Genomic DNA, 13,727 nt, shown 5'->3' with positions numbered 1-13,727 from the left:
ATGTATCTATTTACTAGTACGAATCATACCCTAAAAAGATTCATTTTTTTCCAATTTTATTTATGATGACCACATGCTTTAACGATCACTCTCTCTATAAAATACTTTTATACTACTCTCACCGCAAACTCCTCATTTCTCAAACACGTTTCTCTATCTAGTCTTTCTATAACCTAGTACATGTAATCCTTATCCATTTTATCTTATTTCATACATCTAAAAAAGGAATGACTAAGAACCATTCCTTTTTCTACTTAAGACCAACCTTCAATCTTGTATGCGACTCGGTGAAATTCAGGAACCGTTACAAGTTGATAGTCGTTCTTTATTAAATACTTAATGAGTTTCGGCAATGAAGCAACAATTTGGTCCCGCGCTCCGCTGCCGTACCGATCCCCGTCGTGCATGACGATAAGATTCTTTTCTTGTAGATTTTTAATCGTATGTTTGCATATGGCCAGTGGATCTTCTTCACGCCAATCCTGGCTATCTATATTCCATAGAACAGACGTCATTCCCAATTCCTTAATGGCAGCAAGAGCTGTATCATTTATCGAACTGTAAGGTGGACGAAATAGCTTTGGAGAATAGCCGATAATTTTTTCTATTTGAGCATTCGTCGAAGTAATTTCTTTCCACAGTTCACGCTTAGAAAGCGTTGTGATATCAGGATGATTCCACGTATGGTTTCCAATTACGTGATTTGCTCTATGAATACGCCGAATCAGCTTTGGGAATTTTTCTGCTTCTGAACCTACGACAAAAAAGGTCGCACGTACATTATATCTTTTTAAAATTTTTAAAATAGCAGCCGTGTAAGCTGAGGGGCCATCATCAAACGTTAACGCAACGTACTTTGGTGAATTTTGATTCATGTTTTCTCCCCTTATATAAAATAGATATAGAAATAAACCCCTCAATTTGTGGGTGTAAGCTGAGGGGCTTTTACGACGAGACAATTTTTAAGAGATGATGTTATATCTTTTTCTGCATGTAATAGCGCTATAGGTAATAGATTTGTTCAAAAGAACTTGCCAAGTAGTCAAATCCGCGAGGACGCAGTGTTTCGAACTGCTGAATAATTTTTATTCTTTCCTCTGATCCTCCTGGGAGATCGTAAAGTTTCGTCACGGGCTGTCCACTATTTAAATATTCAATGATTCTATACAGCATGACGCGAAAAGCATGTTTAAATTCCTTATATTCATCAGGAAAACGCTGCTCCAGCGCTTTATATTCAACTAATGTTCTATGCATATGCATAAACGGAAGCTCTTTCCATTCAAGAGAGAGGATAAGAACGTCTATATTGGGATGTTTTTTAACGAAGCGATAGTGATTTCCCCACTGTTCTTTCACTTTTCGCTTCGATATCCCATGTTCCTGATGATAAGCAACTGTTGAGGGATCTAAAACAAATTGTGCACCATTTTTATACAAACGATATCCAAGCTCCCAGTCTTCTGCCCCATAGCCAACAAACGTTTCATCAAAAAGACCGGATTTTTTTAAGTTCTCTTTTCTTACTGATACATTTCCACTTAAAAATGCAATATAAGGTAGTGTAAACCCTTCAAGTCGCTCACCGAAATGTTTTAGCCCGCTGTTAAGGAAATAGCGATTAGGAAATGATAAACGTTGAAAACGGTTTGTATCAATGTCTTCTTTTGTTACAAGAGGATAAGGAACGTTTGAATGCCACTTCGTCTGTTCATAGTTTTCATACGATCTTCTATACTCAGGATCCCTACCGACTAGTTCTTTTAAGTGGGCCATTTGATCTTCATTATAGTCTGGCATAATAAACGTGTAGACTCCTTCATAATGCATAGCTCCGGTAACCACAAGGTTGGATTCATGCACATGATGTTTATAGTGATTTTCAATAAAAGCAGGAGGAGCCAGCATTTCTCCATCTAAAAAGATTAAAAGATCTCCTTCAGCATGATTAATTCCTATATTACGTACTGAGGAACGCCCTTTATTTTTTTTCATGCGAATATATTTAAATTTAAACGGGACATCAGCTTCTTTTAAAATGTTAGGTGTGTTGTCAGAAGAAGCGTCATCCACTAGAATGACTTCATACTGAGCGTGGGGAAACGTTTGTTTAGATAAACCGTAAAGCGAAAGAGAGGTTTGGTGGTATTTATTATAAGTAGGCATAATAATACTCACTTTAATAGGTTGTTTATGATTATTTTTTATACTCATACTATATAATGAATGGTCTGCTTTATTTATTTTATTTTTGGTCTCTTTTAAGGGATTCGGACTCTTTTTTTTCTTTTTAATATAGTATTTTCCATCGGAACGGTTGTAATAGGAATCATATAATTCTATTTTAATCATCCTTTCTTTGTTTTTTCTCTATATACTATTCAATAAATGACCGGGTGCTTGTACAATATATAATTTTTTTAGAAAAGGCGTATATAATAGATTGGGGAACTTTGGTAGATCGTTCTATTGAATTAGAAACACATTCTCTTATCATAAATAAGTGTTCTACTTCTCAGTATAAAAAAGCTGCTTACAACTTCATGTGTTATAAGCAGCTCTCTTTTATAGCTGATTTCCATATACCCCATCAATATTCGCAACAGCCGTTTGATCAAATATATCTGCATCCATATTTGTATTTTTCATTCGCGCACAAGCAGCTGAAATGTCTCCATAGGTTGAGTTGATTCCAACAGATTTAACATCCGCTGTGTGTCCGTTGTGAAGAACTTCTCCAAAATTCATCGATCCGTTTCTTGCCATACCATTAATTCTCGTGTTACAGATGTTAATAACTCCTGCCATGACCATACCACCTTTTCTTAAAATGAATTCGTACATCGTATGTTGTGACAAGCCTATGTGTGAAAAGTTTTTATAAAACAAAAGGCAAGGTACAAACATTAGTGAATTTATTCATTTCACCCTGCTTCACCCAAAGTTTCCACATGTTTTTATGCTTTTTCTGTTACAATAAATGCATAAGTTATTTTTCATCCATATTGTTTGAAGGAGGATACGTAATATGGACGAACCAAAAGATATTCAACCTAAAGTAGAAAAAAGTTTCGAACTGATTGGCAAGAAGTGGACAGGATTAATCATCTATGTGCTTATGAGCGGTCCTAAACGCTTTAGTGAATTAAATGAAAGTATACCAGCTTTAAGCAGAAGGCTGTTGACAGAACGGATTAAAGAGCTTGAAGACCACGGAATCGTTGTCCGAAATGTCATTCCCGACCGCCCTATTCGTTCTGAATATTCGCTGACTCAAAAAGGAACAGAGTTAGGTAAAATACTAGGACCGATTAGCCAGTGGGCAGAAAGCTGGGTCCAAGATTAATAAAACTACTCCATAGAAAGGATGAGCATCATGGCAAATGTTCTCTATATTACTGCACACCCTTTAGCTGAAGACGAATCGCTTAGCATGGCTGTAGGGAAAGAATTTATTGACGTGTATAAGCAAACACATCCAGAAGATGATGTGGTTCATTTAGATTTATATCAAGCAGATATTCCATACTTAGATGCAGACGTATTTAACGGATGGAAAAAGCTTCGTTCTCACTCCTCCATCCAGGATTTATCAACGGATGAACGATTAAAAGTGGGACGGTTAGCCGAACTAGGCGGACAGTTCGTACTTGCTGACAAATATATTTTTGTCACGCCAATGTGGAATTTTTCCGTTCCTGCGATCATGAAAACGTACATCGATGCGATTACCGTGTCAGGTAAAACCTTTACATATACAAAAGAAGGCGCTCAGGGATTGCTTAAAGGAAAAAAAGCAATTCACATTCAGTCCCGCGGAGACGTGTATTCAGAAGGCCCAGAAATGGCAAGAGAAATGGGCCACCGCTATTTAGAAATCATGATGGACTTCTTTGGTATTGAAGCGTTTGAAAGCATTATTATTGAAGGGCAAGTAAAATTCCCGGATCAAATTCCGCAAATTAAAGAAAAAGCACTCCAAAAAGCACATTCAATGGCCAAAACGTTTTAAATTCAATAAGAATCAAAAAGACCTCGAAGCTGACCGGGGTCTTTTTCTTTTCTTTCCTCTTCGCTACATTATATTTCCCTTGAAATATTCCTCTCTTTCTGTCTCGTTTTGCGCTAAAAATATATGTTAAACAAACGGTTAAACGCTGTTATTTTTTGTTACTATTAATAACGCATGAAACAAAAATATATAATTTTTCTTTTTCTTTTTTTTAATTATCCATCTTCAAAAAAAGATAGTTCCTCTAGATAAATAACGTTTAAAATCACACTCCAAACTGAAAAAACCCTTATTTTTAAAGGATTCATCCATAAAACCCAAAAGCGTAATACTCTTAAAAATGTTTTTGAGCATGATAAAACCTAATAAAAAACCTTTGACTAAATTTGTTACGTAAGTTACTATTAATAACGTAGTAGATGTTTTCGAACATATTATCTTTAATTCATAAAACAACATTTATATATTGAAAACAGAAAGGTGAAAAGAATTATGGCAAAAGTATTATATATTACAGCAAACCCTAACGATGCTACGCAATCATTCAGTATGGCTGCGGGAGATGCATTTATTAATGAGTATAAAGAAGTAAACCCAGCGGATGAGATTGTTCACGTTAACTTATATCAAGAGCATATCCCTCACATCGACGGCGATGTATTCAGCGGATGGGGCAAACTTGGAAGCGACGCAGAATTTGATACACTTACTTCTGAAGAACAGCGCAAAGTTGCTCGCCTAAACGAGTTAAGTGACCAATTTGCTCAAGCGGACAAATATGTATTTGTTACACCAATGTGGAACTTCTCATTCCCTCCAGTGATGAAAGCATACTTAGATGCTGTAGCAGTAGCTGGAAAATCATTTAAATATACAGCAGAAGGTTCTGTAGGTCTATTAACAGATAAAAAAGCGTATCATATTCAAGCAAACGGCGGTATCTACTCTCGCGGCCCTGCTGGTGAACTAGAAATGGGTCACCGCTATATGCGCATTATGATGAACTTCTTTGGGGTTCCTTCTATCGGAAGCCTATTTGTAGAAGGACAGGCTGCAATGCCAGATAAAGCACAAGAAATTAAAGAAGACGGTATTGCTCGCGCTAAAGAAGCTGCACGTACGTTCTAATAACAAATATAAGCACAAAAAAAGGAACATCTCCCCATGTTCCTTTTTTTGTGCTTACAATTATATCTTTGCTTCCCCGCGCAGCAGCGAATAAACATATGTATCAAACGGGATATTGTTTTGATATAGGTACTCTCTTAACGTCCCTTCTTTTTTAAATCCTACTTTGCTTAACAAAGCGATAGATCCGCTATTTTGCGTAAATACAATCGCTCCTATGCGATTGTATTGAAGTTCGTGGAAGCCATAAGAAATCGCTTCATGAACGGCTTCCGTTGCGTATCCTTTGTTCCAGTGCTCTGGAAAAAGAGCATAGCTTATATTTGCTTTTTTATGCTCTGAAGACCACTCTTGAAACCCTATTGTGCCAAGCAGCTTTTCGTTTCCTTTTAGCTGAATCCCCCATTTAATCAACTGCTTTTCTTCGTAGCCTTTGGAAAAATTCTCAATGATCCCTTTCACTTGGTCAATCGATTCTAAAGATTTTTGCCCGTAATAGCGCAGCACGTCTTCATCAGAAAAGCATTCTAAAATCTCACCCGCATCATTTTCTACAATTTTTCTTAATATCAGCCGTTTTGTCTCTAATTCCGGAAACATTTTCTTCCCTCTTTTCTGCGCAGCTTATCTATCTACGGTAAACCATACTATTCTCCTCTCAACTAGCAATATCCTGCTAAAACCTCACCCGGGAGGGTTCATTTCCTATCCAAATAGTCGATTTACAGCAGAGATAGTGGTATTTTATATAGTGGGCATACGTTGCTTTTTATCAATACAGAGGCGGTGAACGCAGAAATGAGCCAAGATAAAGAATTGCTGTCCACGATACACGCTCTTCAAAAAGAGCTGCAGCAAGAAAAAGAAAACCGTGCGTATATGCAAAAAGATATGGACGAACTAAGAAGCGCTTTATTACAATCAGAACAAGTAAAACAAAACTTAATCGATCAGCTAGAAAAGAAAGTTGATTTGATTTTAACGTTGATTCAAAAAGGAGACGCATAAAGGAATGGATTTTTTTAAAAACAGCAAAATACTATACACCATTGTAGCACTTGTGATTGCTCTCATCGCTGTATTTACCAACAATTCGCCTATTTCCCTCATTCAGCAGCATGAAAATTCAAGCAGCACATCCAGCAGTACATCGGGGAGTACATCGGACACTACATCAAGCAACGAATGCTCTGCAGAGACTCAAAGCGACAGGTTATTTACCGGCAAAGAGCTTGTCTTACAAGAAGGAAATGATAAATACGGATATTGCCACATTGTCGCGCATATGCAAAAACCAGGAGCGGACAATTACCATGGTAAAAGCCAATTCAGCAAGTATTTAAATGAAAAACAAGCCATGTCTATTGCCGAAAAAGTCATTAACGAAGGTGAAGACGGCACCAATAATAAATCTGGCAATTACGTTAAAGAAAAATATATTAGTTCTTTAAACCAAGAAGTTAGAGTTGTGTATACCGACTACAGAGGCAAAGACTACGACTACAGTGTAACGACCATGTATCCAATAGGTCATTAACCCTAATATATACAATGAAAAAGCAGGCCCACGCCTGCTTTTTTTCATTATACCTCTTCTCATTATCTACAGCTCTAGAAAGTTAATAATTGATTTAAAGTCTATTTGATATGTAAAAAACCCAACTTTAGACTGTTAAATTTTGGAGATATGACAGTAGCACTTTTACCTCTTGGACATATTCTAAATATAAAAAAGAAACAGCCCTTTGCTTCTTTTTTAAGAAAGAGGTTTAAAAATGAGTAACAAATATAAAGTCAGAAAAAACGTATTACATCTTACAGACACCGAAAAAAGAGATTTTATTCGTGCCGTGCTAATACTAAAGGAAAAAGGAATATATGACCGCTATGTAGCCTGGCATGGTGCAGCAGGTAAATTTCATACTCCTCCGGGCAGCGATCGAAATGCAGCACATATGAGTTCTGCTTTTTTGCCGTGGCATCGTGAATACCTTTTGCGATTCGAACGTGACCTCCAGTCGATCAATCCAGAAGTAACCCTTCCTTATTGGGAATGGGAAACGGATGCACAGCTGCAGGATCCATCACAATCAGCAATTTGGAACGCAGATTTTATGGGCGGAAACGGAAATCCCAAAAAGGATTTTATCGTCGATACCGGGCCATTTGCAGCTGGGCGCTGGACGACAATCGATGAACAAGGAAATCCTTCCGGAGGGTTAAAACGTAATTTGGGCGCAACGAAAGAGGCACCTACACTCCCTACTCGAGATGATGTTCTCAAAGCTTTAAAAATAACTCAATATGATACGCCGCCTTGGGATATGACCAGCCAAAACAGCTTTCGTAATCAGCTTGAAGGATTTATTAACGGGCCGCAGCTTCACAATCGTGTACACCGTTGGGTTGGCGGACAGATGGGCGTTGTCCCTACTGCTCCGAATGATCCTGTCTTCTTTTTACACCACGCAAATGTGGATCGTATTTGGGCTGTATGGCAAATTGTTCACCGCAATCAAAACTATCTGCCGATGAAAAACGGGCCGTTTGGTCAAAACTTTAGAGATCCGATGTATCCTTGGAATACAACCCCTGAAGATGTTATCAACCATCGAAAGCTTGGGTACGTATACGATATAGAATTAAGAAAATCAAAACGTTCCTCATAACCCGTTCTAGAAACAGCGGTATAAAATTTAGAACAGGTAACCCCCTTCCCTTCTGACATAACTTATAAGGCCACAAGCATTGTAAAACTAAGTTCAACATTTCCATTCACCATAAAATATAGTTAATCAACCATAATTGGGCTGTGAATAAGCTTCATATGAGGACCTTCGAACATATGAATAAGTTATCAAAGCTTTATAAAAGTTTTATAAATGAAGGGAAGATATTAAAATGCATAATAACGTAAACGCACCTTTTAGTTCTAATGAAAATATGCCGTTCTCACCTGCTATGGCTCACCACGGCTATGCTGCTCCTGCTTATGACCATATGATTCCACACTGCGGATATACAATGCCGGACTATGGATATATGGAATGTGGATATAGCGTTCCTTGCCACAGAGGTAATGGTTTTGCCATTATCATCGTACTGTTTATTTTACTCATTATTATTGGTGCATGTGGTTTCGGTTTCCATCACGATGATTGTTAACCTAAAAAACTCCAGTATAAATACTGGAGTTTTTTCATGTCTTAATCGCTGCAAACCCTATAGCGTTTCGTCCAAATCTAGAGGTCTCAGCTTCTCTTCGATTTCTTTGCGCTTTGGCTCTAAAAATGGCGGCAGCGCTAATGTTTGGCCCATCGTTTCAAGCGGTTCATCGGTCGCAAATCCAGGTGTGTCCGTTGATAATTCAAATAAAATGCCGTTTGGTTCTCTGAAGTAAAGTGCTTTGAAATAGTATCGTTCTACTTTACCAGAATTCGGCAGACTGTTTTCATCTAATCGACTTGCCCACTTATTGTATTCTTCTTCATTTGGAACACGGAAGGCAACGTGATGAACGCCACCGCGCCCTAAGCGAACTTTCGGCAAATCGGGTCTCGTTTCAATATGAACTTCGGCTCCGCTTCCGCCTTCACCTGTTGCATAAACCAAAATATCTCTATGATCTCCTGCACGAGATGGATAAGAACCCACGTAGCGAAATCCCATAATGTTTGTTAGTACATCGACTGTTGGTTCTGCCGTGCCCACCGTTAGCATGACCGGTCCTAAGCCGATGATCGCATGTTCTAACGGAATGTCTTCGCGCTTCCACGGCACGCCTGCTCTTACACCTTTTTCACCGTTGTCCGCGACAAGAAGCAAACGTGTACCTTCGTAATCTTTAAATGCTAATGTATCACGATTAGCTCGTTTAGCTATTTCTTCATATTCCACTCCGTGCTGCTCGAAGCGTTCTTTCCAAAAGTGTAGAGAATCCGTACTTTTAACGCGAAGCGACACAGTCGAAATGTCAGATGCACCTTCATGTGTTCTTGCAAGCCCTGGAATATCAAAAAACGTTACTTCCGTTCCTGGGGTCCCTTCTCCATCTGCATAAAATAAGTGGTAAGACTGAGTGTTATCTTGATTCACCGTTTTTTTTACTAATCGCATGCCTAAAACTTTAGTGAAAAACTGATAGTTTTTCTCAGCTTTCCCCGTCAGAATAGATACATGATGCAACCCTAACAATTCCATCTGCTCCGCCTCTTTTCATAATGTATAAATTTTTAACTTACGCTAAAATTATCTTTAATTTAATTATCTTTAATTAAAGATAATTTTAAAGGATATACAGCCTGTTTGTCAATAACAAGAAAATGTTGTGAACATAAAAAAGAAACTAAAAACATATTCAGTTTCTTTTTGGATTTAAGCTAACGAATAAATCATTCTTTCAACTAGCCCTTACTTTTTAAGCGCGCGCTGCACATTTTGTTTCATCAGGGCTGCAATTTTCTTTTCATTTTCACGCGACGTCTGCTCTAATTTTTCTATAACTAGCTGCTGTCTCTCTGCTGAATGATTTTGACTTATCTTTTGTTTGCCTTCCATTTTGCTGATATCAATTTTAAATCCAACGATTCCTTTGCTTAAACCATTCATATAAGCAGGGTCAACGTCATTTAGTGTATATGTACTACTCGGGCTTTCATATTTTTCTACCATCTTACTCAGCAGCCCAAGCAGTTCTGTTGGTTCTTCAATCATTTTCATGGTTCCATACACGTGAACAGCTTCATAATTCCATGTTGGTACAGCTTGATTCGTTTCATACCAAGACGGTGAAATATAGCAGTGAGGCCCTTGAAACACAACCAAAATTTCTTGATTTTCAGCATCTTTCCACTGCTGATTCGAACGAGCAAAATGCCCGTATAAAGCTTTTTCTTTCCGATCTAACATCAGAGGCAAATGAGTAGCATAAGGCTTTTCATTATGATATGAAAACAAAGTGGCGAATCCATTGTCTTCAATAAAATCATACATGATTTGTTCATCATTTACTTTAAAATACTTTGGAATATACATCGGGACTTCTCCTTTATCTTTTATTTAGTAAAGAATATAATAATACAGGTGTTTGCAACAGCGTCAGTTATAAACTTTTTATGGAGGTCAGCAAACATTTAATCGTTTATGAATCGATTTTTTAAGAAGCTTATGCTACACTGCTGTGATGTAAACCGCTGATTTTTAATATGTATTTATTTAGCACATGATGCAATTAGATAGCTGTTGGCTAAATAAAGCTCCCGGAACTCAAAAAAGAAGAGCTTGTTTAAAACAGCTCATTTCTCACGTTTATCTATACAATTGAGGATTTCTTTCTCGTTTGATAGGTCCGCCTTTGGCTATATGCCACTCAATGACGCGGTCGGTTAAACGATCGTATACGTCGTCTTCTAAGTACGGATCTTCTGCCGAAGTGAACAAGATGTGAACATCGGCTTTTATTTCGGCTAGCATAGCTGCGCTGAATACGTCCGGGTCATTTAATACGTCTAGTATATATAGCACTAGCATCTCAAATCCGCCGTCCCAATTGGCATTTCCGTTGCCTTGAGCTTCACAGCGAAGCTTTTCAATGGCTCGGATGACCTCGCCTTCTACGATATCTGACTGCCCATTTCTCGGAACATAGTTTACCCATAGTTCTTTTGCTTCGTCAAAATATTTCATTCTCTACTCCTTTCTTGAGAACTTTATTCTTTTTTGTTTCTTTGATTCATCGTCGTTCCAAAAACAACGCCTAATGATGTCCCAATCGCAATACCAAACCCGATATTATCCATCAACATTCCAAGAGAAGCCCCCATCGCAATGCCCAGACCTAATCCCATTCCTAGATAATCTGTCTTTTTCTTTTCTTCAGACAAAAAATCACTCCTTGTTGCTACTATTTTATTGATACCTTTTATACGTAAAAAACGCGCTAAAAGTTTCATAAAAATGGAAAAAAGCAGTTACTTTAACTGCTTTTTAGATAATTAGCTGATAAACGGCCTCTCCGAGCAACAAAATCGACGTAAGCATGCAGATAAAACCGAATACATACATCGTTTTACGTGCAAATCGCTCAAACGATACGCCAAAGCATCCTTTAGCTATCCAGTACATGGGGATAAGAAGCCCTCTAATTCGAACCCGCTTCATTGATTCATCGGATAATGATCGAGATAAAGAAAGGATGATTAACCCGGCCATCATAGAAAAAACCGCTATCACTATGTTTAAAATAGAACTATCCATACGTTCCCTTCTTTTTCCTTTTTATACCTCCTATTTTAGCATAAAGGCCAGTTAAAATGTACGTGCAGAAAAATACAAACAACTCAACAGGGAAAGGTATCCAAACCTTAAGAAAAGGGCAGTTTAAAAATAAAAAACTTTTCTTACTTAAAAAGGATGGATCACGTTGACAACCAATCAAAAGGAATATCTTGAAAAAATACATAGCATACAGGAAGATCTCTCCAAAACGTGGGCTGAATATTGGCATCACTACTCGAGTCCAAGCTCTTGGCAGTTTTGGGTGACCTTGGGCGCTTTTATTTTGCCTTTAGTCATTCTCTATTTTTTTATTGATCGAAAAAAAGCCTTTCACTTAGGGTTTTATGGATTTAACGTGCACGTTTGGTTTCACTATAGTGATACCGCTGGCGTTTATAACGGGCTGTGGACGTATCCTTACCAAATCAACACAATCATACCCGTAAGCTTTAGCCTAGATGCTTCGCTTATTCCTGTCTCTTTTATGTTGCTTTACCAATGGACGACCAACCGTCATAAAAATTATTATTTATACGCAACGGCTCTTTGTTTATTTTTTGCTTTTATTTTTAAACCATTATTAACAGGAATCGGCTTTTTCCAGCTGCATGAATGGGCTACTTACGGTTATTTATTTGTATTTTATCTCGGTGTAATACTGCTATCAAAATGGATTACCAATCTGTTTCTTTATTTTGAAAAGCAGAATTGAATATGTTGAGTGCATGTAAAAAAACGTAAGCCTCTTTGCAAAGACCTTACGTTTTTTGTAGTGGCTTTATTTACTCCCTGTCAGCTTCCTCAAAAGATAGCACGCTTTTTTCATCACACAGTATCTCTTTTTCAGGCAGCCCATTTTTCTTGTGTGGATTTAGAACATGCTGCATCTAGCAACTATAAAACTTTTGTTAGGAAAGAAAATCGCGCTTTTCCTAAGCCCTGCTTAACTTAGCGTTGTATAAGTCCATTAAACTGCTTAAATCATCTAACAACGGGCAGTGGCCTACACCTTTCATGATTTTTAACGTTGCATTTCCCCCTATGCCTTTTGCGATGTCAGATGCATCTCTTGTTGAAACCATCTTATCTTCATCTCCTTGAATAACCATAGTAGGAATCGTGATTTTTTCCACCTCTCCTGTTCCTTGAACAACCCCGTTAAAATCGTTTGAAATGTTAAATCTCATGAGTGCGTAATTGATATCAATTAAGTTGCGCTGCTTGATCGTTCCTTCTAAATACTTTTCAAATTGATCAGCAGACGGCTTATTTTTTGTATATAAAAATTGACGCAGCATCATTTTTAAAAACCATGTGTTTTTTGTTTCTTTCGCGTTTTCTACCATTCTAAATGCTTCTTTTACTTCTTCTTTGGTTTGTATAAAATTGTTAGGAATAGGCAGTTCTAGAAACGTTCTTCTTGGAATGGGATAGCCTTTGATGTTGACGGAGCTTAATAGGATTAAATTTTTGGCATCATTCGGATGATCAATCACATATTGCATAGCAACTGCTCCTCCTAATGACCACCCGCTTATTGTAAAAGCAGACAACTTTAAAGCATCTGCAAACAGTTTGACATCATCTGATAAGTCTTTGATTGTGTGGATAGGTGTATGATAAGTGGAGTCTCCAAACCCTCTTAGGTCGATGGCATAAGCTGTGATATGTTCTGGCAGTTCGTTCATTAACACATCCCAGTTAAGGGAAGAATTCATGTTTCCGTGAATTAACAAAAGCACCTCTTTTCCGCCTTTTTTCATTCGGTAATTTACTGTTTCTCCATTCGGTAATTCTACTTTTGCTTGTTCTAAAGCAGATACGGTCATCGCTATTTTCCTCTTTTCTTATATGATTAGAACGATAGCTATCTTTAATTTTTACATACCCTATTTATCTAGAGTTAAGCAGTTCAAAAGAAGTTGTACAAACACCAAGATGATTGTGCGTCATTCTATTTGCTAAAAAAAGCAGCCAAATACGCGATTCGGCTGCCTTTTTATTATGAAGAAATATACGAATGAGCAACAAGGCCATTACTTTTTCGGTGCGTCTAATGCTTGATAAGCAAGCTGATATTTCCCGCCTTCAGCCACTTCTGCATGGTAGAGAGCTTTAAGAGCAAAGTTTTTTTCAAGGCTGTGCTCTTTCATCAGTCCATTCAGCTTACCTTGCAGTTCCTGATTGTCTTTAATGAGCTGCTTCATCTGTGATTTTAGATATTTCATGGTGTTTTCCGCTCCTTTCACTTGATGAATATCTATCAAGTATATCACTTAAGGATAGGATAATGGTAAAACGACTTACGATT

19 protein-coding genes are annotated in these 13,727 nt (G+C 37.7%); 8 read left to right on the top strand and 11 right to left on the bottom strand.

The features are described 5' to 3' along the window. Positions 1 to 254: 254 nt before the first annotated feature. From ACWATA_RS07535 to ACWATA_RS07525, 3 genes are all read right to left on the bottom strand, one after another. On the bottom strand, positions 255 to 875 hold the full coding sequence (locus ACWATA_RS07535; RefSeq protein ID WP_473049726.1) for a polysaccharide deacetylase family protein: 621 nt from the start codon (positions 873 to 875) through the stop codon (positions 255 to 257). Between the two features lie 127 nt (positions 876 to 1,002). Further along, positions 1,003 to 2,166 (bottom strand): glycosyltransferase family 2 protein, encoded by a 1,164-nt coding sequence (locus ACWATA_RS07530; protein WP_430077811.1) that lies wholly within the window; start codon positions 2,164 to 2,166, stop codon positions 1,003 to 1,005. 399 nt (positions 2,167 to 2,565) lie between these two features. Beyond that, complete coding sequence (locus tag ACWATA_RS07525; RefSeq protein WP_013084095.1) at positions 2,566 to 2,808, bottom strand: spore germination protein; 243 nt, start codon at positions 2,806 to 2,808, stop codon at positions 2,566 to 2,568. Positions 2,809 to 3,028: 220 nt separating this feature from the next. Here ACWATA_RS07525 and ACWATA_RS07520 point away from each other — a divergent pair, with 220 nt between their 5' ends. The 3 genes from ACWATA_RS07520 (at position 3,029) to ACWATA_RS07510 (ending at position 5,140) form a co-directional block, all read left to right on the top strand. Further along, positions 3,029 to 3,346: a winged helix-turn-helix transcriptional regulator gene (locus tag ACWATA_RS07520; RefSeq protein ID WP_013058076.1), complete on the top strand. Its 318-nt coding sequence runs from the start codon at positions 3,029 to 3,031 to the stop codon at positions 3,344 to 3,346. Positions 3,347 to 3,376: 30 nt separating this feature from the next. Further along, entirely contained in the window at positions 3,377 to 4,012 is a 636-nt protein-coding gene (locus ACWATA_RS07515; RefSeq protein WP_028414603.1) for an FMN-dependent NADH-azoreductase, read from the top strand. A gap of 492 nt (positions 4,013 to 4,504) precedes the next feature. Further along, entirely contained in the window at positions 4,505 to 5,140 is a 636-nt protein-coding gene (locus ACWATA_RS07510) for an FMN-dependent NADH-azoreductase (protein WP_473049725.1), read from the top strand. Between the two features lie 60 nt (positions 5,141 to 5,200). On the opposite strand, the gene ACWATA_RS07505 is transcribed toward ACWATA_RS07510, so the two are convergent. After that, positions 5,201 to 5,740 carry a GNAT family N-acetyltransferase gene (locus ACWATA_RS07505; RefSeq protein WP_473049724.1) on the bottom strand — a complete coding sequence of 180 codons (540 nt, stop codon included), beginning with the start codon at positions 5,738 to 5,740 and terminating at the stop codon, positions 5,201 to 5,203. 198 nt (positions 5,741 to 5,938) lie between these two features. Between ACWATA_RS07505 and ACWATA_RS07500 the strand changes: the two genes are divergently transcribed. The 4 genes from ACWATA_RS07500 to ACWATA_RS07485 all read left to right on the top strand — a co-directional run bounded on the left by ACWATA_RS07500 (position 5,939) and on the right by ACWATA_RS07485 (position 8,305). Continuing rightward, positions 5,939 to 6,148 (top strand): hypothetical protein, encoded by a 210-nt coding sequence (locus ACWATA_RS07500; protein ID WP_028414606.1) that lies wholly within the window; start codon positions 5,939 to 5,941, stop codon positions 6,146 to 6,148. Between the two features lie 4 nt (positions 6,149 to 6,152). Continuing rightward, positions 6,153 to 6,677, top strand: coding sequence for a hypothetical protein (locus ACWATA_RS07495; RefSeq protein WP_325077616.1), 525 nt, complete (start codon positions 6,153 to 6,155; stop codon positions 6,675 to 6,677). A 238-nt stretch (positions 6,678 to 6,915) separates the two neighbouring features. After that, positions 6,916 to 7,809, top strand: a complete 894-nt coding sequence (locus ACWATA_RS07490) for a tyrosinase family protein (RefSeq protein WP_028414608.1) — start codon at positions 6,916 to 6,918, stop codon at positions 7,807 to 7,809. A gap of 292 nt (positions 7,810 to 8,101) precedes the next feature. Beyond that, a complete protein-coding gene (locus ACWATA_RS07485) occupies positions 8,102 to 8,305 on the top strand; it encodes a YjcZ family sporulation protein (RefSeq protein ID WP_375164330.1) in 204 nt (67 codons plus the stop codon). 57 nt (positions 8,306 to 8,362) lie between these two features. On the opposite strand, the gene ACWATA_RS07480 is transcribed toward ACWATA_RS07485, so the two are convergent. The 5 genes from ACWATA_RS07480 to ACWATA_RS07460 form a co-directional block, all read right to left on the bottom strand. Continuing rightward, the gene (locus ACWATA_RS07480; RefSeq protein ID WP_473049723.1) at positions 8,363 to 9,340 is read right to left on the bottom strand and encodes a ring-cleaving dioxygenase; all 978 of its coding nucleotides are present in this window, start codon (positions 9,338 to 9,340) and stop codon (positions 8,363 to 8,365) included. Positions 9,341 to 9,550: 210 nt separating this feature from the next. After that, positions 9,551 to 10,174 (bottom strand): FMN-binding negative transcriptional regulator, encoded by a 624-nt coding sequence (locus ACWATA_RS07475; protein ID WP_473049722.1) that lies wholly within the window; start codon positions 10,172 to 10,174, stop codon positions 9,551 to 9,553. Between the two features lie 273 nt (positions 10,175 to 10,447). Further along, complete coding sequence (locus ACWATA_RS07470; protein WP_473049721.1) at positions 10,448 to 10,825, bottom strand: hypothetical protein; 378 nt, start codon at positions 10,823 to 10,825, stop codon at positions 10,448 to 10,450. Positions 10,826 to 10,848: 23 nt separating this feature from the next. Continuing rightward, entirely contained in the window at positions 10,849 to 11,022 is a 174-nt protein-coding gene (locus ACWATA_RS07465; RefSeq protein ID WP_430155476.1) for a glycine zipper domain-containing protein, read from the bottom strand. Positions 11,023 to 11,125: 103 nt separating this feature from the next. Further along, positions 11,126 to 11,395, bottom strand: coding sequence for a hypothetical protein (locus ACWATA_RS07460; protein WP_115654454.1), 270 nt, complete (start codon positions 11,393 to 11,395; stop codon positions 11,126 to 11,128). A 166-nt stretch (positions 11,396 to 11,561) separates the two neighbouring features. Between ACWATA_RS07460 and ACWATA_RS07455 the strand changes: the two genes are divergently transcribed. Then, positions 11,562 to 12,128 (top strand): CBO0543 family protein, encoded by a 567-nt coding sequence (locus ACWATA_RS07455; RefSeq protein WP_049165673.1) that lies wholly within the window; start codon positions 11,562 to 11,564, stop codon positions 12,126 to 12,128. A 220-nt stretch (positions 12,129 to 12,348) separates the two neighbouring features. Here the strand turns inward: ACWATA_RS07455 and phaZ are convergent, their stop codons facing one another. Next, positions 12,349 to 13,245, bottom strand: coding sequence for an intracellular short-chain-length polyhydroxyalkanoate depolymerase (gene phaZ / locus ACWATA_RS07450; protein ID WP_473049720.1), 897 nt, complete (start codon positions 13,243 to 13,245; stop codon positions 12,349 to 12,351). 207 nt (positions 13,246 to 13,452) lie between these two features. Continuing rightward, positions 13,453 to 13,644, bottom strand: a complete 192-nt coding sequence (locus ACWATA_RS07445; RefSeq protein ID WP_013058089.1) for a hypothetical protein — start codon at positions 13,642 to 13,644, stop codon at positions 13,453 to 13,455. Between the last annotated feature and the right edge of the window lie 83 nt (positions 13,645 to 13,727).

It is taken from the genome of Priestia sp. USM5 (assembly GCF_058323215.1).
Note: the sequence above shows the minus strand (reverse complement) of the source record. Positions and strands in the feature narration are given on the sequence as shown.